The 24,342-nt window shown below is 69.0% G+C and carries 19 protein-coding genes; 4 read left to right on the top strand and 15 right to left on the bottom strand.

What is annotated here, in order from left to right; all coding sequences use genetic code 11:
* Positions 1 to 4: 4 nt before the first annotated feature.
* The 4 genes from topA to trhO form a co-directional block, all read right to left on the bottom strand.
* Positions 5 to 2,737 carry a type I DNA topoisomerase gene (gene topA, locus GD627_RS03610; RefSeq protein ID WP_152271375.1) on the bottom strand — a complete coding sequence of 911 codons (2,733 nt, stop codon included), beginning with the start codon at positions 2,735 to 2,737 and terminating at the stop codon, positions 5 to 7.
* Positions 2,738 to 2,905: 168 nt separating this feature from the next.
* Positions 2,906 to 4,528, bottom strand: a complete 1,623-nt coding sequence (locus GD627_RS03605) for a DUF7059 domain-containing protein (RefSeq protein ID WP_152271374.1) — start codon at positions 4,526 to 4,528, stop codon at positions 2,906 to 2,908.
* Positions 4,529 to 4,657: 129 nt separating this feature from the next.
* Complete coding sequence (locus GD627_RS03600; RefSeq protein ID WP_152271373.1) at positions 4,658 to 6,460, bottom strand: FAD-binding protein; 1,803 nt, start codon at positions 6,458 to 6,460, stop codon at positions 4,658 to 4,660.
* 152 nt (positions 6,461 to 6,612) lie between these two features.
* Positions 6,613 to 7,506, bottom strand: coding sequence for an oxygen-dependent tRNA uridine(34) hydroxylase TrhO (gene trhO, locus GD627_RS03595; RefSeq protein ID WP_152271372.1), 894 nt, complete (start codon positions 7,504 to 7,506; stop codon positions 6,613 to 6,615).
* 83 nt (positions 7,507 to 7,589) lie between these two features.
* On the opposite strand from trhO, the gene GD627_RS03590 reads away from it, so the two are divergent.
* Together GD627_RS03590 and GD627_RS03585 are read left to right on the top strand one after the other, a co-directional pair.
* Positions 7,590 to 8,243 (top strand): GNAT family N-acetyltransferase, encoded by a 654-nt coding sequence (locus GD627_RS03590; protein ID WP_152271371.1) that lies wholly within the window; start codon positions 7,590 to 7,592, stop codon positions 8,241 to 8,243.
* A 69-nt stretch (positions 8,244 to 8,312) separates the two neighbouring features.
* On the top strand, positions 8,313 to 10,655 hold the full coding sequence (locus tag GD627_RS03585; protein WP_152271370.1) for a DEAD/DEAH box helicase: 2,343 nt from the start codon (positions 8,313 to 8,315) through the stop codon (positions 10,653 to 10,655).
* Here the strand turns inward: GD627_RS03585 and GD627_RS03580 are convergent.
* The 7 genes from GD627_RS03580 to ssd form a co-directional block, all read right to left on the bottom strand.
* Positions 10,652 to 11,056, bottom strand: coding sequence for a hypothetical protein (locus tag GD627_RS03580; protein WP_152271369.1), 405 nt, complete (start codon positions 11,054 to 11,056; stop codon positions 10,652 to 10,654). The genes GD627_RS03585 and GD627_RS03580 overlap by 4 nt on opposite strands.
* 277 nt (positions 11,057 to 11,333) lie before the next feature.
* Positions 11,334 to 11,753, bottom strand: a complete 420-nt coding sequence (locus GD627_RS03575) for a TadE family type IV pilus minor pilin (RefSeq protein ID WP_152271368.1) — start codon at positions 11,751 to 11,753, stop codon at positions 11,334 to 11,336.
* Positions 11,750 to 11,896: a DUF4244 domain-containing protein gene (locus GD627_RS16745; protein ID WP_246165292.1), complete on the bottom strand. Its 147-nt coding sequence runs from the start codon at positions 11,894 to 11,896 to the stop codon at positions 11,750 to 11,752. Before GD627_RS16745 ends, GD627_RS03575 begins: the two co-directional genes overlap by 4 nt.
* Before the next feature lie 731 nt (positions 11,897 to 12,627).
* The gene (locus GD627_RS03565; protein WP_152271367.1) at positions 12,628 to 13,245 is read right to left on the bottom strand and encodes a type II secretion system F family protein; all 618 of its coding nucleotides are present in this window, start codon (positions 13,243 to 13,245) and stop codon (positions 12,628 to 12,630) included.
* Positions 13,242 to 14,042 (bottom strand): hypothetical protein, encoded by an 801-nt coding sequence (locus tag GD627_RS03560; protein WP_152271366.1) that lies wholly within the window; start codon positions 14,040 to 14,042, stop codon positions 13,242 to 13,244. The genes GD627_RS03565 and GD627_RS03560 overlap by 4 nt, the downstream gene beginning before the upstream one ends.
* A gap of 48 nt (positions 14,043 to 14,090) precedes the next feature.
* The gene (locus GD627_RS03555) at positions 14,091 to 15,308 is read right to left on the bottom strand and encodes a TadA family conjugal transfer-associated ATPase (RefSeq protein WP_152271365.1); all 1,218 of its coding nucleotides are present in this window, start codon (positions 15,306 to 15,308) and stop codon (positions 14,091 to 14,093) included.
* Positions 15,305 to 16,480 (bottom strand): septum site-determining protein Ssd, encoded by a 1,176-nt coding sequence (ssd, locus tag GD627_RS03550; RefSeq protein ID WP_152271364.1) that lies wholly within the window; start codon positions 16,478 to 16,480, stop codon positions 15,305 to 15,307. Before ssd ends, GD627_RS03555 begins: the two co-directional genes overlap by 4 nt.
* A gap of 194 nt (positions 16,481 to 16,674) precedes the next feature.
* On the opposite strand from ssd, the gene GD627_RS16740 reads away from it, so the two are divergent.
* Positions 16,675 to 19,206, top strand: coding sequence for an alpha/beta fold hydrolase (locus tag GD627_RS16740; RefSeq protein ID WP_152271363.1), 2,532 nt, complete (start codon positions 16,675 to 16,677; stop codon positions 19,204 to 19,206).
* Here the strand turns inward: GD627_RS16740 and GD627_RS03540 are convergent.
* Positions 19,169 to 19,429, bottom strand: a complete 261-nt coding sequence (locus GD627_RS03540; protein ID WP_146360718.1) for a hypothetical protein — start codon at positions 19,427 to 19,429, stop codon at positions 19,169 to 19,171. The genes GD627_RS16740 and GD627_RS03540 overlap by 38 nt on opposite strands.
* A gap of 136 nt (positions 19,430 to 19,565) precedes the next feature.
* Here GD627_RS03540 and GD627_RS03535 point away from each other — a divergent pair, with 136 nt between their 5' ends.
* Positions 19,566 to 21,275 carry a bifunctional 3'-5' exonuclease/DNA polymerase gene (locus GD627_RS03535; protein ID WP_152271362.1) on the top strand — a complete coding sequence of 570 codons (1,710 nt, stop codon included), beginning with the start codon at positions 19,566 to 19,568 and terminating at the stop codon, positions 21,273 to 21,275.
* Between the two features lie 6 nt (positions 21,276 to 21,281).
* On the opposite strand, the gene GD627_RS03530 is transcribed toward GD627_RS03535, so the two are convergent.
* The 3 genes from GD627_RS03530 to GD627_RS03520 form a co-directional block, all read right to left on the bottom strand.
* Positions 21,282 to 21,965 carry an NUDIX hydrolase gene (locus GD627_RS03530; protein WP_152271361.1) on the bottom strand — a complete coding sequence of 228 codons (684 nt, stop codon included), beginning with the start codon at positions 21,963 to 21,965 and terminating at the stop codon, positions 21,282 to 21,284.
* Positions 21,962 to 22,690 carry an endonuclease III gene (nth, locus tag GD627_RS03525; protein ID WP_246165348.1) on the bottom strand — a complete coding sequence of 243 codons (729 nt, stop codon included), beginning with the start codon at positions 22,688 to 22,690 and terminating at the stop codon, positions 21,962 to 21,964. The genes GD627_RS03530 and nth overlap by 4 nt, the downstream gene beginning before the upstream one ends.
* Before the next feature lie 161 nt (positions 22,691 to 22,851).
* A complete protein-coding gene (locus GD627_RS03520; protein ID WP_152271359.1) occupies positions 22,852 to 24,168 on the bottom strand; it encodes a hypothetical protein in 1,317 nt (438 codons plus the stop codon).
* Positions 24,169 to 24,342 lie beyond the last annotated feature (174 nt).

Genomic DNA, 24,342 nt, shown 5'->3' with positions numbered 1-24,342 from the left:
GCCCCTACTTCTTCGCTGGAGCTTTCCGCGGAGCGGCACGCTTCTTCACGGGCTTCTTCGCGGGACCCTTTTCGCGCTTCTCCGCGAGGAGTTCGATGGCCTGCTCGCGGGTCAGCTCCTCGATGGCCGTGGAACGGGGCACCGTGATGTTCGTGATGCCGTCGGTGATGTACGGGCCGAACCGGCCGTCCTTGACCACAATCGGCTTCTCGGACACAGGATCCGTGCCGAACTCCGCCAGCGGGGCCGCAGCCTGCCGGCCGCCGCGCTGCTTCGGCTGGGAGTAGATCTCCAGGGCCTGTTCCAGCGTGATCGTGAAGATTTCCTCCTCGGTGCCGATGGAGCGCGAGTCCGATCCCTTCTTCAGGTACGGGCCGAACCGGCCGTTCTGCACGGTGATCTCGTTGCCCTCGGCGTCGGTGCCCAGGACGCGCGGCAGCTTCATCAGCTTCAGCGCTTCCTCAAGGGTGACCGTTTCCACGCTCATGGACTTGAACAGCGAACCGGTGCGCGGCTTGACCTTCACCGGCTTCTTCGGGGGCTTGGGCTTGCCGTTCTTGTAATACTCAACCGGCTGGTTGGCGAGGTCCTCTTCGGTGGGTTCCGGGATCAGCTCGATCACGTACGGGCCGTAGCGGCCGTTGCGGGCCACGATGGTCCGGCCCGTCTCCGGATCGGTGCCGAGGACGCGTTCCTCGGGGGCTGCGGTCTCCATGAGTTCCACGGCCTTCTCGGCCGTGAGTTCATCCGGAGCCAGATCCTCGGGAACGTTTGCCCGCTCGGGTTCGGTCCCTTCGGGGGCGTCGGCGGGCAGCGGACGTTCCAGGTAGGGGCCGAACTTGCCTACGCGCAGCACAATGCCGTCGGCAATCTCGATGGAGTTGATGGCCTTGGCGTCGATTTCACCGAGGTCGTTGACGATGGTGTGGAGGCCGGTTTCCACCCGGTCCCCGTAATAGAACTGGTTCAGCCATTCCACGCGTCCGGCCTCGCCGCGGGAAATGCGGTCCAGGTCCTCTTCGAGTTCCGCCGTGAAGTCATAGTCCACGTAATCCGTGAAGTGCTCCTCCAGCAGGCGGACCACGGAGAACGCGATCCAGCTCGGCACCAGCGCCTGGCCGCGGTTGGTGACGTAGCCGCGGTCCATGATGGTGGAGATGGTGGCGGCGTAGGTGGAGGGACGGCCGATGCCGAGCTCTTCGAGCATCTTCACCAGCGACGCTTCAGTGAACCGCGGCGGCGGGGAGGTCTCGTGGCCGTTGGCAGCGATGTCGGCGGCACTGAGCCGGTCCTCGGCCTTCAGCACGGGCAGACGCGCACCATCGGTGCCCTCGGCGTCGTCGTCCTCGCGGACGGCGTCGCGGCCTTCCTCGTAGGCGGCCATGAACCCGCGGAAGGTGATGACCGTACCGGAGGCCGAGAACTCAGCGTCGCGCCCGTCGGCGGAGACCGCACCGAGGCGCACGGACGCGGTGGAACCCTTGGCATCGGCCATCTGGGACGCGACCGTGCGCTTCCAGATCAGCTCGTAGAGCTTGAATTCGTCACCGCGCAGCGAGGACGCGACCTGGGCCGGGGTGCGGAAGGAGTCACCCGCGGGGCGGATGGCTTCGTGCGCTTCCTGGGCGTTCTTGGACTTGCCCTTGTAGACGCGCCGGGCTTCGGGCACGTATTCGGGACCGTACAACTCCGAAGCCTGCCGGCGGGCCGCGTTGATGGCCTGGTCCGACAGCGCCGGGGAATCCGTACGCATATAGGTGATGTAACCGTTCTCATACAGCCGCTGGGCCACCTGCATGGTCACCCGGGAGGAGAAGCGCAGCTTGCGGCCGGCTTCCTGCTGCAGGGTGGAGGTGGTGAACGGTGCGGCCGGACGGCGGGTGTACGGCTTGGTGTCCACGGAGCGGACGGTGAACGCAGCCGATTCCAGGCCGGCCGCCAGCGATACGGCGGACGCTTCGTCCAGATGCACGGCAGTCTTGGACTTCAGTTCGCCACGGTCGGTGAAGTCCTTACCGGTGGCAACGCGCGCGCCGTCGACGGAGACCAGGCGGGCCTTGAACTTTTCGGCTGCCTCAGTGGCGAAGGTGCCGGCGAGGTCCCAGTACGACGCCGGACGGAACGCCATGCGCTCACGCTCGCGTTCCACCACCAGGCGGGTGGCGACGGACTGCACGCGCCCGGCGGACAGGCCGCGGGCCACCTTGCGCCAAAGCACCGGGGAAATCTCGTAGCCGTACAGCCGGTCAAGGATGCGGCGGGTTTCCTGGGCATCCACCATGGCCACGTCGACGTCGCGCATTTCCAGCAGGGCACGCTGGATGGCCTCGCGGGTGATTTCGGGGAAGGTCAGCCGGTGCACGGGAACCTTGGGCTTGAGTACCTGCAGCAGGTGCCACGCGATGGCCTCGCCTTCGCGGTCACCGTCAGTTGCGAGGTAGAGCTCGTCGGCGTCCTTCAGCGCGGCCTTGAGCTCGGCCACCTTCTTCTTCTTGTCGGCGGAGACCACGTAATACGGCTCAAAGTCGTTGTCGAGGTCCACGGCGAACTTGCCGACGCCGGTCTTCTTCAGCTCGGCGGGCAGATCGGAGGGCTGCGGAAGGTCGCGGATGTGACCCATCGACGCCGTCACCTCGAAGCCCTCGCCCAAGTACCCGGCAATGGTCTTGCCCTTGGCCGGAGACTCGACAATTACAAGCTTCTTGCCGGTCTTCTTGTCCGTTGCCTTAACTGGCACTGTTCTCCTACGTAACGGGTGGTTCAAATGAATTAGGGCGCTTCGTTCCGGGCGCTTGCGGAGCATCCGCGGTCCGGTACATCCACAGACAGTATGCGCGATGCCCCAGCACTAGGGTAACTGGAAAGCACCGCAGCCCCCGACCCGCGCCGGGTTAGGCCCGGTGCCTTACCAGCGGTCCGGAATGAGGAACCCGTCCAACACCAGATTACGCACTTCCGAGATCAGGTTTTCGCCAAACCCTGAATCCGGCCGGTCCAGCAGTGCGGCCAGGGCGGACACAATCTGGCCCACGGAGAGCTCCCCGTCACATGCCGAGACAAAACCGGTGAGTTCGGTGCTCATCAGGTTGGTCCGCCGCAGCCCGGCGCCCTGGCGGAGCAGGATCACCCCCGGATGCTCGGCTCCGGGACGCTGATGGCGTTCCTCCGTGACGTCGTCGGCGACGCGCAGGTGCTCATCCGCCAGGTGGGTGCGGGAGCTGACCCAGTCGAACCGGCGGACGGCGGCCTCCAGATGCGGGCCGAGGGGCTGTTCGACGGGGTGGGTGATCTCCTCGAACCTGCGCAGCGGGCGCGCAGCGGGCGTCGGGCGCCGGCGCAGCCACATGGACCCGAAGCCCACCGATCCGACGTTCCGGGACGCGAAATCCGCCAGATAACCGGCATAGGCTTCCGCGTACTCGGTCCGTTCACGGCCCTGGGCCGCATCGCGGAGCCACATTTCGGCGTACTCGGGCGGCGTGAGGGTTTCCCGCTGGATGACCCAGGCGTCGGTGCCGTCCGGAAGCCACTGCTCCAGACGCTCGGACCAGTCCTCCTCCCGGCCGGCGGGGATCTCCCAGTTGCCCAGCATCTGGGCGGTGCCGCCCGGCCGCAGGACCCCTTCCAGTCCGGCGGCGAGTGCGGCAACGATACCGTCTCCGGCCAGCCCGCCGTCGCGGTAGGTGAACCGCTCGGCTTCCGCGTCGGTTCCGGTGCGGGGGGTGATGACAAACGGCGGGTTGGAAACCACCAGGTCAAATTCCTCCCCTGCCACCGGCTCCAGCAGGCTTCCCAGCCGGAGCGTGAACCGTTCCTGGGGCTGTTCCGGGTCGATGTCCAGCTGGGGTGCGTTGAGCATCAGGTTGAACCGGGCGAACCCGAGGGCACGCGCGGAGATGTCCGTTGCCGTGACGTGGTCCGTGTGCCGGAGCAGATGGAAGGTCTGGATGCCGCAGCCGGTGCCCAGGTCCAGGGCCCGGCCCACCGGGGTGCGGACGGTGAGCTGGGCGAGGCTCAGGGACGCCTGGCCGATGCCCAGGACATGGTCGCGGCGCAGCACGCCGGGACGCTGATGGCTGCCCAGGTCGCTGGCCACCCAGAGGTCCCCGGCGGGGTTCTTCTCGGAACCGGTGCCGCCGTCGTCAGTGCCGTAGGGACGCAGGTCCACCGCAGCCTGGAAGGTGCCGAAAACAGGTCCGCGTTCAATCAGTCCCAGTTCCAGAAGGCCGTCGGTGCCGGTGCGGGGAAGTGCTTCGTCCAGGTGGGACCGCTCCATGGTTTCACCCAGCAGCCAGAGCTGGACGGGAACGGCTACCCGGCGCGGCGCGGCCGCTTCCGCCTCCGCCCGGCACACCAGCAGGGCAGGGACGAGCTGGTCCCGCTGGAGGGCTGCGGACGCATCCTCACCGAGGAACGCGGCCACACCGTCCACGGTGTATCCGGCGTCCTCCAGATCGGCGGCAAGCGCTTGGAGGAGCCGGATATCGCGGCTTCGGGGTGCGTCGGGGACGAAAGAAAAATCACTCACTTTCCCAGTCTATGGCCGCGCCACCGGTACCCGGGCGGGCACCCGTCCGGGTACCCGCCCGCTTCGCCTCCCGTTCCGTCGCCCGGCTGCCGGGCCGGGTTCCTCCGGAGGAGTTGCTGTGCGGGAGCGTCAGCCCGCCGCGGGCACGGCAGGGGGTGCAGCGGGGGCTGCAGGAGCAGCGGCCGGTTCAACCGCCGGTGCCGCTGCGGATCCCGCTGCCGGCACGGAGCCGGCCTCCGGTCCGTAAGCCGCCGCATGCCGGGCCGCCCGGTATCCGAACACGACCGCCGGAGCGATGGTGGCTCCGGCTCCGGGATAGGTACGCCCCATGACGGACGCGGTGGTGTTTCCCGCGGCATAGAGGCCGGGAATCACGCTGCCGTCCTCCCGGAGCACCCGGGCATCAGCGTCCGTAACCAGCCCGCCCTTGGTGCCCAGGTCCCCCGGATACAGGCGGACGGCGGAGAACGGACCCTTCTCCAGCGGTCCCAGGTTCGGGTTCGGCTTCACCCGGGGATCGCTGTAATAGGTGTCATAGACGGTGTCGCCGCGGTGGAAGTCCTCATCGACGCCGGTTTTGGCGAAGCCGTTGAACCGTTCCACGGTGGCCTGCAGCGCCGCCGGCGGGACGCCCATCTTTTCGGCGAGCCCGGTGATCGACTCGTCCTGGAGCAGCAGGCCCTGCTTCTTCCATTCCGCACGCCCCTGCAGCAGGGCATTAAAGAGGTACCGGCGCGCATGCCGGGCGTCGAAGACCAGCCAGGCGGGCGTGCCGGGAACCAGCTTGTTGTTTTCCAGCATGTGGTGGCCGAAGTCCACATAGGACTCGGACTCGTTGAGGAACCGGTTGCCGGCGGCATCCACCACCAGGGAAAAGGGCATGGACCGCTCCGCGAGGGTAAACGTGACGTTGCCTTTAGGGCCGACGGCCGATGGTCCCCACCACGCGTCATCCATCAGTGCCAGCGCTCCACCCCGGGAAGCCACAATGTCGATGGCCTGGCCCAGATCCCCCTCGGGGGCCGAGGAATACTCCTTCTCCAGCCCCTGGTACTGTTCCCGCCATTCGGCGTTCCGGGCGAAGCCGCCCGCGCCCAGCACCACGCCCCTGCGGGCACGGATACGGACGTCCCTGCCGTCCCGGCTGACCACCGCGCCCAGCACCGCGCCGTCGTCGTCCTGGATCAGGTCCGTAAGCGGCGCGGACAGCCAGACAGGGGTCTGCTGGTTGCGCACGATGTACATCAGCGAGGAGGCGAGCGCCCCGCCGAGCCCGTACAGGCGTTTGCCGCGGGCCAGTCCGCCGAGCGTGCGGAAGACAAAGCGGGCGCCGCGGATGAAACCGCTGGGTGTGGACCAGGCCCGGGAAAGCTCCCAGACGTCGTCGGTGGCGAGCGGTGCCGGAATGCCCGATGCTGCGGGCCGGGACTGCTTAAACCAGGGGCCCAGCAGTTTGGTGTCGAAGGCCTTCACTTCCAGGGAACGTCCCACCATGCCGCCGGGCCGGTCCGGGTAGTAATCCGGATAATCCTTGGACCGCATCCACTGCACGCCCAGGTCACCGAGGAACGTCACCACCTCCGGCACCGTCTCCAGGAACGCCAGCTTCCGTTCACGGGAGGAAACGGGCCCGACGTCGGCAATCACCTCTTCCATGTAGGTGAGCGCCTTCTCGCGGCTGTCCGGCACCCCGTCCTTTTTCTTCAGCGGGTTGTTGGGCATCCAGAGCCCTCCGCCGGAAATGGAGGTGGTTCCGCCCCAGAGTCCGGTGCTCTCCACCACCAGGACGTCGAGCCCCTCGTCCGCCGCCGTAATGGCGGCGGTCAGCGCCGCTGCGCCGGTTCCCACCACCAGGACATCGACAATCCGGTCCCACTCAGTGGCCGGCCCACCTGCCGCTGCGGCTCCCGCCACCGTTTCGCCAGTTTCCATGCTCCCCCGCCTTCGCGCCGTGCCCGATCGCGGTAGGCCCGGCGGCTGCCGGGATCGTCGTCGGGCTTGTCCGGGCCTGCAGCCCGTGCCGGGATGCTAACAACGGCAGGGTGGGAAGTATCTAAGTAGTTGGGCTGCCGGGTTTTGCCCGCTTATGCGTCGCAGCCGTCCGGGCAGCGCAGCGTGGCCGGGTCCGAGGCGCAGTCGGCGCAGTACAGGGTCAGCTTCCGGCAGGACGGGTTGGAGCAGTTCTCAAACTTGCTCGTGGGCGCCTGGCAGCGCACGCACTGGCCGATGGTGACGGCGTCGTCGGTGAACTCGGTGTGCATCCGCTTGTCGAAGACATACAGCGATCCCTCCCACAGGCCCTTGTCCCCGTAGGTTTCCCCGTAGCGGACAATGCCGCCCTTCATCTGGTAGACCTCGGAGAACCCGCGGTTCACCATCAGGCTGGAGAGCACCTCGCAGCGGATGCCGCCGGTGCAGTAGGTGACTACGGGCTTGTCCTTGAGGTCGTCATACTTGCCCGATTCCAGCTCGGCGATGAAGTCATGGGTGGTGGAGACGTCCGGCACCACGGCGCCCTTGAACTTACCGATCTGGGCCTCGAAGGCGTTGCGTCCGTCAAAAAAGACCACTTCCTCGCCGGCCTTTTCCTTTTCTTCAACCAGCTGGTGGAGTTCCTCCGGGCGCAGATGCGTGCCTCCGCCGACCACCCCGTTTTCATCCACCTTGAGCTCGCCCGGTGCGCCGAAGCTCACGATTTCGTTGCGGACCTTCACGCTCAGGCGCGGGAAATCCTCCGCCGAGCCTTCGGAGTACTTGACGTCCATCTTCTTGAACGCGGGATATTCCCGGGTCGCCTTGACGTAGGCCTTGACGGCGTCGAGCTCACCGCCCACCGTGCCGTTAATACCGTCCTTGGAGATCAGGATCCGCCCGCGCAGGCCCAGCTTTTCGCACAGGGTGCGCTGCCAGAGCCTGACGGCGTCGGGATCGGAGAGGGGGGTGAAAGCGTAATACAGTGCAATTCGGTTCAGTGCCACAAGACAAGGGTAGACCGAGGCGGGGAGCCGCTTTTCCCCTTCCGTGCGTACCGTTCACCACGGGCGGCCGCTAGTGTGCATCTATGAGAGCGCTGGATGACGATTTGCTTGAGACGTGGGTCTCCGGGTGGGCCCAGGCCAGAGGGTACCGGACCCGCCATGAGGGACGGTTCCCGGCGGCCCTGCTGCATGACCGCACGAACGACTGGGAGTATTTCGCCCTCGAGCCCTCCCCCGACGAGTTCGCCGCCCTGGCATCCTCCGCCCGGCACAGCCCCACCCGGCTGTTCACCATCGTGACGACCCGGGCTGACGCAATCCACGGGGCGGCCTCGGTGTACGGGCTGCAGATCCGCTCCACCGACGAGGTCCTGATGGCGGTGGATATGGCGGGCCAGGACATCGAGGCCCCGGTCCTGCCGTGGGACACCTTCGAGGTGGAAAGCACGCATGAGAACCAGGTCGGTGCAGTCACGGTGTTTGATGCGGGGCAGCTGGTGGCCTCCGGGCGGGTGGCCGTAATTGACGGCTACGCCGTGTTTGACCGGATCATGACCGAGCCCGCCTACCGCCGCCGCGGCCTGGGCAGTTATGTCATGCGTGCGCTGACCGCCCTCGCGCTGGAGGATGACGCCGACGGCGGGCTGCTCATCGCTTCGGTGGCCGGGCAGGAACTCTACCGGTACCTGGGCTGGGAGTCCCTGGCATCAGTCGTCATGTTCGAACCACGGTTCTGACATCCGGCAGAGGGTTTCCCCGGGAGTGAACATGGGCCGCCGCGGATTTCCGGGTGGGAGAATGAGCACGTGGCTCTTCATGATTCCCTGATTCCGCTGCTGGGCGGCGGTGCCGAGCCCGAGCAGCTGATGCATGTGCATCACATTCCTGCGCGCCGTGCAGTCACCGCCCCCTGGCCCGAGTGGGCGCATCCCGACGTCGTTGCCGCCTACCAGCGCCGCGGCATCCACGAACCGTGGGCGCACCAGATGGAAGCTGCCGAAACCGCCCATGCCGGGCAGCACACGATCATTGCCACCGGCACGGCTTCGGGAAAATCGCTGGCCTACCAGCTGCCCGTCCTCGACGCGATCCACCGCACCTCCCTCGATGACCGGGCAACGCTGGAGCCGTCCGGCGCCGTGGCCCTGTATCTGGCGCCCACCAAAGCGCTGGCCGCCGATCAGCTTGCCGCCGTGAAATCACTGCAGCTGCCGACCGTCCGCGCCGAGACGTACGACGGCGACACGGACCCCGGCGCGCGGCGCTGGATCCGGGACCACGCCAATCTTGTGCTCGCCAACCCGGACATGCTGCACTTCGGTGTGCTGCCGAACCACGCCTGGTGGGCGCGGTTCTTCCGGCGACTGAAATACGTCATCATCGACGAAGCGCACAGCTACCGCGGAGTTTTCGGCTCGAATGTCGCCAACCTGATGCGCCGGCTGCGGCGGATCTGCCGGTATTACGGGGCCAATCCCGTGTTCATCGGCGCCTCCGCCACTTCCGCCGAGCCGGCTGACTCCTTTAGCCGGCTGATCGGCGCTCCGGTCACCGCCGTGACCCAGGACCGGTCCCCGCACGGCTCCACCACAGTGGCCCTGTGGGAGCCGCAGCTGACCGAGCTGAAGGGCGAAAACGGTGCCCGGTCGCGGCGCACGGTCGTGGCCGAGACCGCCGATCTGCTGGCCAACCTCGTGGCAGCGCAGGTGCGCACCATCGCCTTCATCAAGTCCCGGCGCGGGGCCGAAACCATCGCCACCATCACCCGGCGGCTGCTGGACGAGGTCCATCCCTCGCTGCCGGACCGGGTGGCCGCGTACCGCTCCGGCTACCTGCCGGAGGAACGGCGGGAGCTGGAGCGGCGGCTGCGCAGCGGTGAGCTGCTGGGCATTGCCAGCACGTCGGCGCTGGAACTGGGCATCGACATCTCCGGACTGGACGCAGTGCTGGTGGCCGGCTGGCCGGGCACCCGGGCCTCCCTGTTCCAGCAGATCGGCCGGGCGGGAAGGTCGGGGCAGGATGCCCTGGCTGCTTTTGTGGCCAGTGATGATCCGCTGGACACCTACCTCGTGCACCATCCTGAAGCCATCTTCGACCTGTCCGTGGAGGCGACGGTCTTTGACCCCTCCAACCCCTATGTGCTGGGCCCGCATCTCTGTGCCGCCGCAGCGGAGCTGCCGCTGACCCCGGATGAGCGGGAACTGTTCGGTCCCACCGCCGGCGGACTGCTGGGACAGCTGGTGGAGCAGGGCTACCTGCGGCGGCGCCCTTCCGGATGGTTCTGGACGCATCCGGAAAGCGCCGCCTCCATGGTCAACCTGCGGGCCGCCGGCGGCGGTCCGATCAACATTGTGGAGACGGAAACCGGCACGCTGCTGGGCACCATGGACTCCCCGCAGGCCCAGTATCAGGCCCATACGGGGGCCATCTACGTTCATCAGGGGCAGACCTTCCTGGTGGATGAACTCAACGAGGCGGACCACCGTGCCATGGTCACCCGCACCAACCCGGAGTTCTACACCCAGGCCCGGGACATCACCCAAGTGGAAGTGCTGGAGACGGACCGGACCTCGGAGTGGAACGGCATCCAGGTCTGCTTCGGCACGGTGAAGGTCACCACCCAGGTGGTCTCCTATCAGCGCAAGGCCCTGATCTCGAACGAAATCCTCGGCGAGGAGCCGCTGGAGCTGGAGGCCAAGGAGCTGTTCACCAAGGCCGTCTGGTTTGTCATCGATGAAAAGTTCCTGATCTCGGCCGGGTTGGCTCCGGCCGATTTCCCCGGTTCCCTGCACGCCGCGGAGCATGCGTCCATCGGCATGCTGCCGCTGGTGGCCACCAGCGACCGGTGGGACATCGGCGGCGTTTCCACGGCTCTGCACGCGGATACGGAAAAGCCGACCATTTTCGTCTATGACGGGCATCCCGGCGGTGCCGGTTTCGCCGAGCGCGGGTACGAGGCTGCCCGGATCTGGCTTGCTGCCACCCGTGACGCCATCCGTGCCTGCGAGTGCGACGGCGGCTGCCCGTCCTGCGTGCAGTCCCCGAAATGCGGAAACAAGAATAATCCGCTGGACAAGAAGGGAGCTGTGACGCTGCTGGATGTGCTGCTGGACCATGCCCCGGACGAGGCTTTGGCCCTGACGTCCTAACCCGGTGGTCCGGCGCGGGCCCGGGCCACTGCCGGGATCGGCAGCGCCGGCACCCCCACCTCCGTTTCCACGGTGAGGGTGCCGCTCCCGGGGTCCACCGTGCAGGCGCGCAGTGAAGCGTTGTTGCGCGCTGCCACTTCGGTGGCCACCCGGCAGGCGTCGTCTCCGGCGCTGACACCGGGGGCGGCTCCTGGGGCGGCACGTGGGGCGGCATCTGGAGTCCCGCCCGAGCCGGTGCCGGGGATCCCGCCCGCGGGAGGACCGCCTGCCGCCGGGTGCTGCAGGCCCCGTAAAGCGTCCGCACCGGCGAGCGCGGCCAGGTCCGCGGCGGTTGCGGCCCGGACCGCGGCGACGGACGCCTGGACCAGCACCAGGGCAACCATGGAAGAACCCAGCAACACCAGACAAATCCCGAGCGCGGCGACCGTCCCTGCGCCTCTGTCGTTCGGCTCCCGGCGGTTCGGACTCCGCAGGTTCCGGGCCCGGCTGCTCCGGGCCCGGCTGCTCCGGACCGGGCTGTTCCGCGGCCGGCTGTTCCGCGCCCGGCTGTTCATGCTCCAGACGCTCGGGACCCGGCCGCAACCGTTCACGGTCCGACGGTTCCGGGCCGGAAGATTCGCGGTACGGACGCCCGGGCCCGTTGCAGTCCGGCGTTCTTCCGCCGGCCTGCAACGGGCCCTATCGGGCAGGTTGGACACCATCCGGCCGGCCTCCGTCCCCGGGAAAGGCTACGGCCCCGGCGGACAGTTCCAGGGGCAGCAGACTCAGCACGGGAAGGGACAAGGAACTGCGGACTTCGACAGCTGTCCACTGCCCCTCTTCCGAGAGAATCAAATGTGCCGATGTGCCCGCCAGCCGTTCCACGGCTGCCTCGGCTGCGGCCGGATCCGCCCGCATCAGTTCGCGTGCGGCGGCGCGGGCAGCCTCCTCCAGACGCAGCTGCGTGACGCCGGCCGAGATGCCGGTGAGTCCGCCCACCAGCACAAGCACGATGGCCGGCAGCGCTACGGCAAACTCCGCCGTGACTGCGCCCCGGTCCCGTGTGCCCTGCCGATTCCCCTCCGCCGCCGGCGTTCGAGCGCAGATTCCTGATGTCACTGTCCGCCCTTACCGAGGGTCAGGGCGGACCGGATCAGGGATACCAGCATCGACCGGACTTCGTCGCTGCCCAGCACTACTGCCAGCAGCCCGGCAAAGGCCACGGCTGCCAGGGTGGCAATGGCATATTCAGCCGTTGCCATCCCTGCTTCCCGGTCCGACCATGCCGGATCCGCCGGCGTCCGGCCCGCCCAGGCCGCGCGAGCCGCGTGCCCGGCCGGAGCTGCAGGGATTGGCCGGTCAACCGGTGCCTCGACGGGTACGGGGGCTGAGGGCGCTTCGATCCGGACTCCGCCGGGGCCGGAAGACCGGGAGCCGTCAGCCCCGGAGACCGGTTTCGCCAGCGTAAGCCTCCGGACCACAGGTGCTGCCCGCCCCGACAGGCTAAAGACACCGTGGCTTCCGTCAGTCCGTGGATCGGGACATGGCATGCGGTCCGCGGAGCTTCCTGCGCCCGGTTTGGCAGTGCCGGCGGGCCGGGCGGTACCCGGAACAACTTCGGCATCCGGGACAAGCCGGGCGGCACCCGGGACATGCTGCTTGGCCGTCGCGGAAAGACGTTCAACGGACGCGGGGATCAGTGCCATGGTTTCCTCCTGATGGAAAGTTCTGCGGAACTCGATCCTGCCGCCGCGCGTCCCCGGCCAGGTCCTCCCCGACGCTGATGCGGACAACCGGAGGTTGCCAGTCGTCTGTGGAGGAGGACAGCTTTCAGCCAGGATGGGAGGCTGCATGACCGGGGACGGACATCGGAAGGGTCCCGGCACCGCCGAGGGAAGAGATACCGGGAAGCAATACCGGGAGGCTGCACCGACAAGAGCGCACCGCCGAAGGAGAGGTACTACAGCCGTAGCACCCTCCCGGCAACTGCCGGTCAGGCCCGGCCCGGCAGCAGGGACATCAGCAGCGGCACCACCGTCAGTGCCACAAAGGCAGGCAGCGAACACAGCCCCAGCGGCATCACCAGACGGACGCCGAGGGCTGCGGCGCGACGCCTCGCCTCCGTCTGGCGCCGCCGCCGCAGGGAATCTGCGTGGGAATAGAGCACCGCTGCGGAGGGGGCCCCGGTCCTCGCGGTGAAGCGCAGGGCCGGACCCAGGTCTGCGAGCGCTGACCCGGGAAGGGCTGCCGGAAACGCGTCCCCCGTGGCCCGGACTGTCGGGTACGGAGCCTGTCCTTCCGGCATGCCCGCTGCGAGCTGCCAGGCGGTATCCCAGGGAAGGCCCAGATCCAGTGCGCTGACAAGACGAAGGAGCTCCCGCGCGGTTGCCGGATCCGCACCTTCGGCCAGGATTGCCAGGGCGGAGGGCAGGGATTGTCCGGCCTCCAGCATGGCCGCGGTCAAATCCAGCATCAGGGCGGGATCGCTGACCGAAGCGTGTCCGGCGGACGCTGAAGCGGCGCCGCCGTCCGCCGGCATCGGCTGCCGGTCCGCCGCCAGCAGGAAGACCGCTGCCGCTGCCAGGCAGGCAAAGACCACGAGGCCGCTCATCCGGGCCCCGGCGGAATAGTGCCTTCTGCCGTGCGCACCAATTTCGCAGACCACAACCGTCCCGTTAGCCAGAATCCGCCGCCCAGGGCCGCCGCAGCCCATCCCAGCGGCGTGGCTGTCAGGACGTACAGCGGGTTGCCGCCCAGCAGATAGCCAAGCAGCATCCCGCCGGCAGGAAGCCACGTCAGCAGCCGGACAGTGGCCCGGGGGCCGCCGAGGGCGGCGTCACGGTCAGACGCCGCGTCCCGGGCGGCTTCCAACTGCCCGGCATAGCGGGTCAGGACGGCAGCCAGCGGAGCTCCGCTGCGCTCGGACACTCGGACGCAGACGGCCAGCCCCGCCCACAGGTCCCGGAGGGCCTCCTCTGCTGCGGACGCACGGGATCCGGGCACCGCTGCCGGTCCGGGCAGGCGAGGTCCGGGCAGGGGAGGTCCGCTCCGGCCCGCTGCGGACAGGACCGGTAGCGGGCTGAATCCCAGTGCGGCTGCGGCCGCGGCTGCCTGCAGCACCGGGGTGAAAGGATGCACGGGCGCGCCCGGCACCGCCCGGGCATCGTAGAGCTCGGCAGCATCCGCCCAGATCCTGTGCCCGCTGCGGCCCGCCGCGAGAAGACCGGCCAGTTCGCGGACCAGCAAGGCGGGAGCGTCCCCGTGCAGCGGGTCACGGTGCCGGCCCCGAAACCACCGGACCGGCCGAAACCGCCGGGCCGTCCTGCGGCCGGGCTCGAACCGGCGGACCGGCATCAGTAAAAGCATCGCCGCCACCGCGAGCAGCGCTGCTGCCCTTAGGCCGTCCATGCCCGCACCGCCGCCCCAGCTACCCTCAGCCGGAGCACAGGACGGACCTCATGCTGCCCCGTCCCTTGCAGAACCGCGCTCCTCCAGCCGGCGTTCCAGTTCCGTCCATCCCTCACCGTGCCGGTACCCGGTACCGGTCCTTACGAGGGCGGGGATGGCCGCCAGCCTGCCGCCGCTCCTCCCCAGCACGGCGATTTCGGAAACAGTTCGCCCAGCGGCGGCCCGGTGCAGGTGGATCACCACGTCCAAAGCGGCAGCGGCCTGCAGTTCCACGGCGTCCGGCGTCATACCGGCGAGCGCACCCAATGCCGTCAGCCGTGCCGGCACTCCTGCGGCGGAGTTGGCATGGATGGTCCCGCCGGCACCGTCGTGCCCGGTATTCAGCGCGGCCAGCAGCTCCCGCACCTCTGCCCCGCGGCACTCCCCCACCACCAGCCTGTCCGGCCGCATACGCAATGCCTGCCGGACCAGTTCCGCCTGGTCCAGGATCCCTGAACCCTCCACGTTTCCATGCCTGCTCTGCAGCCCGACCACGTGCGGGTGCACCGGGTTCAGCTCGGCTGCGTCTTCCACCAGCACCAGACGTTCCTGCTTTCCACTCAGGGACAGCAGGGCCGACAGCAGTGTCGTCTTCCCGGTGCCGGTTGCCCCGCTGACCAGAAAGTTCAGGCGGCGGCGGAGGATCCTCCGCAGCACCGCTTCACACTGCGGGTCCATCATTCCGCTGCCCGCCAGCTCCGCGAGGCTGAAGGTCCGGTTCCGGTGAATCCGAATGGACAGGAGCGTGGAACCCGTGGACACCGGAGCCAGGACGGCATGCACGCGGTAGCCCTGCAGCTGCACGTCAACGCAGGGACTGGAATCGTCCAGCCTCCGTCCGGCGGCGGCCACCAGCCGGACGGCGAGTGCCTGCACGTCGGACTCGGCGGCAAAGCGCACCGCGGTCCGTTCCAGTCCGCGCCCGGCATCCACCCAGACCTGGTCCGGCCCGTTCACCAGAATGTCGCTGACTCCCGGCAGTAATGCCAGCGGCTGCAGCACGCCCAGACCCTGGATTTCCGCGCGGACCCGGTCCACGGCGCGCAGGGTTCCTTCGGATCCGAGCAGGGAGCCGCTGGCCTGCACGGCGGCCGCCAGACGTGCTGCGGTCACCGGCTCGGGGTAGGCCAGCATCCGGTCACGCACCCGGGCCAGCAAAGGGTCGGGGCCAAGGGCGGGCGCATGCCGGCCGCGCGAACCCGGGGCACCGCCGCCCGGAACCGTCATGACACGGCCCCTGCGGAGGCGGGGAGGATGTCCGCAAGAATCCGGCGCATACCACCCCGGATTCCCGCCCTCCCCAGACAGGCGAGCACCTGTCCGGCGTCCATGGCACGCTCCGTGCCCTTATAAAAGGGGACGTATCCAGCCAACGGGAGACCGATTGCCTCGGCGGTCCGCAGCTCATCGAGTCCCTCGCCGAGAGGACCACGCACCACGGCCCGGACCGGTGCCGGCCCCGCGTACGGCAGGACGGTGCGTGCCGCCAGGATGCCGCCGGTCCGGCCGGGAACCACCAGCAGCACCTGGTCGCAGAACGGGAGCATGGACTCGGTCCCCAGCGAACGGCCCAGATCCACGACGGTCAGCCCATACCCGCTCCGGGCAGCGTCCATCACTGTCCCGATCACGGAGGCGTCCGCGGGAGGCTCCCCGCCGCCGCGGCCCAACAGCGAAAACCCGGCCAGCGCGGGCAGACCGGCCGCCAGCTGGACCGGATTCAGGCTGCCGCTCAGCCCCGCCAGATCCGGCCAGCGGATGCCGTCCAGTTCCGCAGCTCCGAGCACCCATTCGAGGCCGGCACCCCACGGATCACCTTCGACCAGCAGCACCGAGGACCCCCGCTCCGCAGCGCCCGCGCTCAGCCAGCAGGAGACAGCGGTGGCGCCGGCCCCGCCGCAGCCGCCCAGGACGCCTAGGACCGTGCCGCCGGTGATGTCCCGCCGCCGCCCCAGATATCCGGCCAGCCACTCCGACGCGGCGGGCAGGACCGCCACCCGGGCTGCTGCACTGCCGGCGGCCAGATCCCAGATTCCGGTATCCGCGGCCGTTCCCACCACGATGACCTCGGTCCTCCCCGCGGGCGGAATACCGGCGACACCGGGAACCGCCCCGTGATGGTTGCCCAGGGACCGAAGCTCCCCGCTGCCCAGCAGCAGCACCTCCGGCACCTGTGCCAGAGCGTCGGGAATTCCCGCCGCCACGGCAATTTCTATCCCGGCAGCCGCAGCAAGACGCGCCACCTCATCCTGAAGCCCCTGGTCGCCGGCCACCAGTACCACCCCGGCACCTGCCTCCGCAGCTGTCCCACGCAGCCGCCTGCCCCGCCCGCCGTCCGGCTCCGGCGATCCTCCCCTTCGCCCGGAACCTCCTGCCCGGGCACCGCGTTCCTTGTCCATGGGACAACCCTCGCCTCCGCTGGCCCGGATCCTCCATACGCCGTTGGGCAGGCCGGGAAAACAGGGGGAGGCAGCGGTGGCGGCAGCGGGGTGTGGAGGAAGGGACAGCCGTCCGCCCCGGGCGGTAGTGTCTGCGGTAACCCGGCTCAACGGCGTGCGCCAGGAAACGGGAATCCAGACCAATTGAGGACACCGTGATATCCAAAGACACCCAGGACGCCCAAGGCACCCAAGACACCGTGGAACATCTGGACGTGCTGATCATCGGTGCGGGGCTCAGCGGCATCGGTGCGGCCTGCCGCCTGCGGCAGGACCACCCGGGCCGATCGGTGGCCCTGCTGGAAGCGCGAAGCCGGGCCGGCGGCACCTGGGACCTGTTCCGCTACCCGGGCATCCGGTCCGACTCGGACCTGTATACCTTCGGCTATGACTTCCGCCCCTGGCGCGGCGGGAAAGCCATCGCCGACGGGCCGAGCATCCTCCACTACCTCAAGGAAACGGCGGCCGAATACGGCGTCGACACCCTGATCCGTTATCACCGGCGCGTGGTGTCGGCAGATTGGTCCAGCGCCGATGCACGCTGGAACCTCACGGTGGAGGTGATGGAGACGCCGGAACCCGGTCCTGACGGGACCTCCCCGGAACCGGCGGGCACCGGAGAATTCCTCCGCCTGAGCGCCGGCTGGATCTTCAATGCCGCCGGGTATTACCGCTACGACGAGGGATACGCCCCTCACCTCCCCGGCCGGGAACAGTTCCCTGGCCGGATAGTGCATCCGCAGCACTGGCCCCGGGATCTTGCTCCGGCCGGAAAACGGATCGCCGTCATCGGCAGCGGCGCCACGGCCGTCACACTGGTGCCGGCATTGGTGCAGCAGGGGGCAGAGGTCACCATGGTCCAGCGCACTCCCACGTACATCCTGCCGATACCGGCAGAGGACCCCGTCGCCCGCCGCCTGCGCGGCGTCGTCGGGCCCGAACGCACCGGACGGATCATGGCAGAGATCAGCGCACGGCGGCAGCGGGCCATCTGGGCCTTCTGCCAGCGCTGGCCGAACCTCGCCCGGAAGGCCATCCGGGGAATCCAGTCCCGGGCCGTGCCTGAGGGCTTCGATCTGGACACCCATCTGAATCCCCCCTACGGTCCCTGGGACCAGCGGCTCTGCGCGGTGCCGGACGGGGATTTCTTCAGCGCCCTGCGCAGCGGCAAAGCCACCATGGTCACCGCCCGGACCGCCGGATTCACAGAGCACGGCCTGCGCCTGGAATCCGGGAAAGAGGTGGCCGCCGACGTCGTCGTGACCGCCACGGGCTTCACCATCCAGATCCTGGGCGGAATGGAACTGCGGCTCGACGGCGTTCCGGTCACGCTGGCCGAACATGTGGCCTACCGCGGTGTCATGCTCAGCGGCATCCCCAATATGGCCTTCGCCATCGGGTACACCAATGCGTCCTGGACGTTGAAGGTGGGGCTGCTCACCCGGTGGTTTTCCCGGCTGCTCACCTCCATGGACCGGCGCGGCTACACCGCCGCGGTGCCGGTGGCGCCCGAAGGAATGGAGACCCGCCCGCTGCTGGACTTCGGTGCCGGGTACGTGCAGCGCAGCCTGGATTCGCTGCCCCGCCAGGGAACCCGGGCACCGTGGCTGATGACCATGAACTTTTTGGCGGACCGCAGGGACCTGCAGAAGGGCGCACTGGTGGACAGCCACCTCCGGTTCTCCGGCCCGGAGGACGGGCGGCAGCAGGCCGCACCGACGGACGACGACGCCGGTCCCGGCGCAGACCGTTTCCTCACCCTCCCCTCCGGGCTCCGGCTGTGTTACCGCCTGGACGGGCCCGTGGACGGTGAACCGGTTGTCCTGGTCTCCGGTCTCGGCCTGGACCTGACCGCCTGGCCGGCCGCGATGGTGGCCGGGCTGACGGACGCCGGATACCGGGTGATCCGCCTCGATAACCGCGACGCCGGACGTTCGGGCCGGATGGAGACTCCCGTCCCCTCGCTGCTCCATCAGGCGTTCGCCCGCCCCATGACCGGCGCCTACCGGATCGAGGACATGGCGGACGACGTCGTCGGGCTGCTGGACCATCTGCAGGTGGACCGTGCCCACGTGGCCGGGATGTCCCTCGGCGGCATGATTGCCCAGTCCGTCGCGGCCCGCCGTCCGGACCGGGTCCTTACCCTCACCTCGCTGATCTCCACTACGGGGGCGCGGGAGGTCGGGGCTGCCGCCCTGTCCACTAAGGTCCGGTTTGCGGCCCGTCCGCCGCGGACCCGCGAGGCATTCATCCGGGCGCGGGTGGGCATGATGCGGCATCTGTCCGGCCGGGCGAATCCCGCAGATCCGGCGGTCGAGGCCGAGTTGGCAGGATTAGCCTGGGACCGCGGCGCCTATCCGGACGGCGGCAGGGCCCGTGCCCGGCAATTGGGGGCAATCAACGCTTCGCAGGACCGCACACGGGACCTCGCCGGGATCCGCGTCCCCACCCTGGTCATCCACGGCGACCGGGATCCCATTGTGCATCCGAGCGGAGGAACGGCAACGGCTGCAGCCATTCCGGGCTCCCGCCTGGTGACGATTCCCGGAATGGGGCATTACTTCCACGCCGCTGCCGTGCCGGAACTGGTGCGGCTCATCACCGGGCATCTGGCCGCTGCGCACACCGCCGCGCCGGCCCGGCCACGTCCTACCGACCCATCCCCGGCGACACCGGTACGTCACTGATCTTTGCGTTGGCCGGCATCTTCCTCACACGGGAGAAGCCCTTGGCATCGAGGTGGTTCTTCGCCCGGAACACTGCCACCGCGTCGTCATAGGCCTTATTCAGCACGGCGCCGGTGAGCACTTCGCTGGTGCCGTCCGCAAACGCGACGGTGACGGGAAGGGAGCCGGGGAGGTGCCGGTCCATGCGAATGAAGCCGTCGGTGTCCTGCGTAAGAGTGATCAAGGGGGTCCGCCTTTAGTCATGGGAAACCTCCAGTCTTCCTTATCCCGTGCGGTTCGGCGGCACGGCGGCGGCCCAACCGGACGGAACGACGGCGGCCCGCGCCGGAGATGTCACCGCTCCGGGTGAGAATAGAAGCATGTACATCGTCCTCGCTCCCCGCCCCGCAGCCCGGGAAGAGGACGATACCTGGACCCTGCTGGAAACCGACGGTACCGGCACACCGTCGGCACCCGCCGTCGTCGTTCCCCGGGACCGGCTCGCCGCCGCCGTCCGGCACTACGAATCGCAGCCCGTCCGCTGGGTCTGGGAATCCGCGCGCGGCGTCTATTCCCGCATGCTGGCCGCAGGGCTCACCGTGGAGCGCTGCCACGACCTCGCCCTGGTCCGGGGCATCCTCCGCTTCGCCGAATCCGTACCCCCGACGCCCTACATCGACAAGCTGCGCACGGAGGACCCGGGGGAAGACCCGGCACCCCGCCAGTTGCTTCCCGTCCGGCATTCTCCGGACCAAACCTCGATCTTCGACACGCTCGCCGCCCCCGACGGACAGGCCGCCGGGCCGCGGCCGCCGTCCGCCGAGGAGCTCGCCGCCGAGCTGGCGGACCAGCTGGCCGCCATCGCCGGCTCGCAGTCCCCGGCGAAACTGAACCTGCTGGCCGTGGCCGAATCCACCGGCGGGATGATCGCCGTGGAAATGGAAAGAGCCGGCATCCCTTGGCGCCGGGACATCCACGAGGAACTGCTGCACAACGCCCTCGGCCCGCGGCCGCCGGAAGGCCGGCGCCCGGACAAGCTGGAAGAGCTCGTCTCCCGGATGCGGCTGCTGCTCGGCAATCCCGGCTTCAATCCGGATTCCCCGCAGGAACTGCTGCGGGCGCTGCACCGCGCCGGCATCGAGGTCACCAGCACCCGCTCGTGGGAGCTGCAGCAGCACCAACACCCGGTGATCGAGCCGCTGCTGGAATACAAGAAGCAGTCCCGGCTCCTGACTGCCAACGGCTGGGCGTGGCTGGACGCCTGGGTGGACGGCGGCCGTTTCCGTCCCGAATATGTGGTGGGAGGCGTGGTCTCCGGCCGCTGGGCGTCGCGCGGCGGCGGGGCCCTGCAGATTCCCAAGACCGTCCGCGATGCGGTCCGCCCGGATCCCGGCTACCGGCTGGTGGTCGCCGACGCCGCGCAGCTGGAGCCCCGGGTCCTCGCCGCCCTCGGCCAGGACAACGCGCTGGCCGCCGCGGCCCGCGGGAAGGACCTGTACCAGGGCATCGCCGACCGCAGTTTCGACGGAGACCGCGCCAAGGCGAAGATGGCGATGCTGGGCGCCATGTATGGCGCCACGAGCGGGGAATCCGGCCGGCTGATGCCGGTGCTGACCCGCGCCTATCCGCAGGCCATCGGCGTGGTGGAGCGCGGTGCCCGGGCGGGTGAAGCCGGCCTGTCCGTCAGCAGCCATCTGGGCCGCAGCAGTCCGCCGGTGTCGGAGCGCTTTCGTCGTGCCCAGCAGAGCACCAGTGCCGAGGAACAGCGCCGCGCGGATGCCCTCGCCCGGTCCCAGGGCAGGTTCACCCGTAACTTCGTGGTCCAGGCGACGGCCGCGGAATGGGCACTGTGCTGGCTGGCGGAGATACGGCGGCGGCTGCGCGCGGCTTCAACATCCTCCCCTGCCGGGGAACTGGTGTTTTTCCTGCATGACGAGGTCATGCTCCATGTTCCGGCCGGACGAGTCGAGGAGGTCGGCACACTGGTTTCCGAGGCGGCGGCCACGGCCACGCGCCTGCTCTTTGGGCCGATTCCGCTGGAGTTCCCGGTATTGGTCACCGCTGTGGACTCCTACGCGGACGCCAAGTAGGCCGGATCAGAGGTCGGGGACAATCTCCCGGCTCTCGTCCCACGGCTGGGTCCAGCCCAGCTCATCGAGGATGCCCGCAAGCAGGATCCCCGTGAAGCCCCAGACGAGCACGCCGTTGACCAGGAAGGCCGGAGTGCGGTGTGCCCCCTTCCGGCGGGGAAAGACCGCGGTGCGCCGGTTCTGGGGGTTAAGCAGGTCCGCGACGGGCACCCGGAACACCGAGGCGGATTCCCCGTAGTCCACCACGTCCACCGGCGTGGGCTTGTCCCACCAGCCCAGCACCGGGGTGACCAGGAAGTTGCTCACCGGCAGGCCGACCGGCGGCAGGGCTCCGAGCACGCGGACACCGGCCGGATCCAGCCCGGTCTCTTCCCGGGCCTCGCGCAGCGCAGCATCCACCACGGTGGCATCGGCGGCGTCCACGGAGCCGCCGGGGAACGCGACCTGGCCCGGATGGTCATTGAGGGTCGCTGCCCGTTCGATCAGCAGCACGTCCAGGTCATCCGGCACGGCGTCCGCGGAGAAGTCCGCAGGCCGGTCATCCAGGACGCCGAAGAGGATCAGGACCGCCGCCGGCCGGGCAGTGGCCGGGTCCACGCTGCGGCGAAGCATGTCAATGTTTGCGTTGAAGCCGGTGGTTCCGGCGGTGACGGCTGCGGCGAGCGCGTCGAGGTCCGCCCGTGCGCTCATGCTTCGAGCCCGAACCCGGCAGCCCGCAGCTGTGCCCGGGTTTCGGCAGCCATCATCCGGGCGTGCAGTTCCTCGCGTCCGGGGGCGAGTTCGTACTTGAGCAGCTTGCGGGCTTTCGCGGGGTCCGTCTCTCCCTCGCCGTAGGAGGGGCAGAGCTGGGCGACGGGACAGGCTCCGCACGCCGGCGTCCGGGCATGGCAGACCCGGCGGCCGTGGAAGACCACCCGGTTGGACAGCGGGGTCCAGTCCTTCGGTTCAAACAGGGCCGCGACGTCCGCCTCCACCTTCACCGGGTCCTTCTCCGTGGTCCAGCCGAACCGGCGGGCCAGCCGGCCGAAGTGGGTGTCCACCGTGATGCCGGGAATGCCGAACGCGTTGCCCAAGACCACGTTGGCGGTCTTCCGCCCGACGCCCGGGAGGGTGACCAGGTCCTCGAGCCGGTTCGGCACCTCGCCGTCGAACTCGTCCACCAACCGGGTGGAGAGGGCCTTGATGCTGGCCGCTTTGGCCCGGAAGAATCCGGTGGGACGGACGATGTCCTGCAGCGTCTCCTCGTCGGCCTCGGCCATCGACCGGGCATCGGGATACCGGGCAAAGAGTGCGGGCGTCACGGCGTTGACCCGGATGTCGGTGGTCTGCGCCGAAAGCACAGTGGCCACCAGCAGCTCAAACGCGTTCGTGAAGTCCAGCTCCGCAACGGCATAGGGATACGCGTCCCCAAGCATCCGGTTGATCCGCCGTGCCCGCCGCTTCAAGGCGAGGAGGGACGGATCGCTGCCGGTTGCCTTTGCCACTGCTGGAAGTCCTTCTATTGACGGTTGGGTGCTGCTGATGGCCGCTGCTGTGCTGTGGTGCTGGTCGTACGGGACCTACCCGCCGGCGGGACCTACTGGTCGGCGTCGACGCGTTCGATGTTGCTGAGGTCGCGCAGGACGCCGATGCGTCCCGTGCGCTTGTCCTGGACGAGGAACTCGTCGCCGCGGTCCTCCAGCCCCAGCTCCCAGTCACCCGGGTGGAACATGAACAGCGGCAGGCCGGTGCGCTCGTCGAAAATCTGGCGGGGGGTGCCCACGGCAAACCAGAAGGCTTCCACCACGGTTTCGTCGCGGGTGGCGGTAATCGGGGTACCGGACTCGGCCTCGGAGGCGCCGGTCACGGAAACTGCGCGGGTGTCGGCGTCGCGGACAACCGGGTTGACCGTGGTGGCGGCCAGCGGTTCTTCAGTCTGCAGACCGTCTACGGCAGGCGCAGCGGCGGGCTGGACCGAAGCTGCCGGGGCCGGCGCCGGCTGGGCGGAAGCGGCCTGGGGTGCCGGGACCGCGGCGGACACGGAGGTGGCCGGAGCCGGCGTCGACGGGGCGGAAGTGGCCGGAGCCGACGCGGAGGCGTCGGTTGCAGGGGTCCCGACGACGGCGGTGCCGCCCGGCGCGGACGCTTCGGTACCCTGCTGGACGGGGGCCTCGTGCACGGTGGTGCGGGCCTCGTCACCGCGGCGAAGCGGGTTGGTGAAACGGCGGGCGCCGCCGGCGTTTTCCGCGGCGTTCCCCGCCTCCGGCTTCGGTTCCGGCTTCGGGCGGGACGGCCGCGGGCGCAGCGGCAGGGCGTCGCGGGCCGTCAGTGCGGCGGCAGCCTCGGGGCGGTTCTTGAATTCACGGGCAAAGAACGGCAGGTGGGGAGCCAGTGTGGTGGACACGAACAGGCCCAGGGAACCAATGAGGGCAACCATCGCACCCACACTGAAGTTGGTGACGGTCTGCAGGAAGAAGAAGATGACAGCCAGGACCGCGGTCACGGACGCGAACTGGTCCAGGGAAAGCGAGCCGACACGGGGCTTCATTCCCGGGGCGAGGCGGCGGCCGGCAAACAGCCCGGCAACCAGCAGCGGCAGAAGGATGCCGATTCCCACGAAGAACAGCGGGAATGCGTTCCAAAGATTGAGGTTCTCTTCAAACCCGAGCCGGGTCACAGTGAAGAACGGCAGAATGCTGCCCACCAGCATCACGAGCACGGAACCCAGCACCACGGTGTCACGCAGCCCGAAGGGGCCAACCAGGGTCTGCTGTTCCCCGGCCGCCGGGGATACCTGCACTCCGTTATCCGGAGCGGAGGGGTGCGCAGCCGTCTCCGGCACGGAGGGATGTCCAGCCGTCTCCGGAGATCCGGCCATGCTGCGGGCCTCGTTTTCAACAGGGGGGTTGTTCATACTGATCTCCATTCGCGACCGCCGTTCCCACACGCAGCTGGTGCGCGGAAGGACCGGCAGGGCCGCATCTACGGTACGTAGGCGGTTGCTTCCTCCTGACAGCCTAATCAACGACGGCGGGGCACACTAGCCGAGCGGCGGCGCGCCCCGGAGCCGTGACCTACCGCTCACCGC

Source organism: Arthrobacter yangruifuii, from assembly GCF_009192775.1.
Classification (GTDB): domain Bacteria; phylum Actinomycetota; class Actinomycetes; order Actinomycetales; family Micrococcaceae; genus Arthrobacter_B; species Arthrobacter_B yangruifuii.
This window is presented reverse-complemented; position numbering and strand designations above follow the sequence as displayed.

Excerpts from the sequence above, each read along its gene's own strand:
- GD627_RS03590 (WP_152271371.1), top strand. The coding sequence starts at position 7,590 with ATGAGAGCGCTGGATGACGATTTGCTTGAGACGTGGGTCTCCGGGTGG.
- GD627_RS03555 (WP_152271365.1), bottom strand. The coding sequence starts at position 15,308 with ATGACGGTTCCGGGCGGCGGTGCCCCGGGTTCGCGCGGCCGGCATGCG.
- ssd (WP_152271364.1), bottom strand. The coding sequence starts at position 16,480 with ATGGACAAGGAACGCGGTGCCCGGGCAGGAGGTTCCGGGCGAAGGGGA.
- GD627_RS03520 (WP_152271359.1), bottom strand. The coding sequence starts at position 24,168 with ATGAACAACCCCCCTGTTGAAAACGAGGCCCGCAGCATGGCCGGATCT.
- GD627_RS03600 (WP_152271373.1), bottom strand. The coding sequence starts at position 6,460 with ATGGAAACTGGCGAAACGGTGGCGGGAGCCGCAGCGGCAGGTGGGCCG.
- nth (WP_246165348.1), bottom strand. The coding sequence starts at position 22,690 with ATGCTTGGGGACGCGTATCCCTATGCCGTTGCGGAGCTGGACTTCACG.
- GD627_RS03530 (WP_152271361.1), bottom strand. The coding sequence starts at position 21,965 with ATGAGCGCACGGGCGGACCTCGACGCGCTCGCCGCAGCCGTCACCGCC.
- GD627_RS03535 (WP_152271362.1), top strand. The coding sequence starts at position 19,566 with ATGTACATCGTCCTCGCTCCCCGCCCCGCAGCCCGGGAAGAGGACGAT.
- GD627_RS16745 (WP_246165292.1), bottom strand. The coding sequence starts at position 11,896 with ATGGCAACGGCTGAATATGCCATTGCCACCCTGGCAGCCGTGGCCTTT.
- GD627_RS03565 (WP_152271367.1), bottom strand. The coding sequence starts at position 13,245 with ATGAGCGGCCTCGTGGTCTTTGCCTGCCTGGCAGCGGCAGCGGTCTTC.
- GD627_RS03560 (WP_152271366.1), bottom strand. The coding sequence starts at position 14,042 with ATGGACGGCCTAAGGGCAGCAGCGCTGCTCGCGGTGGCGGCGATGCTT.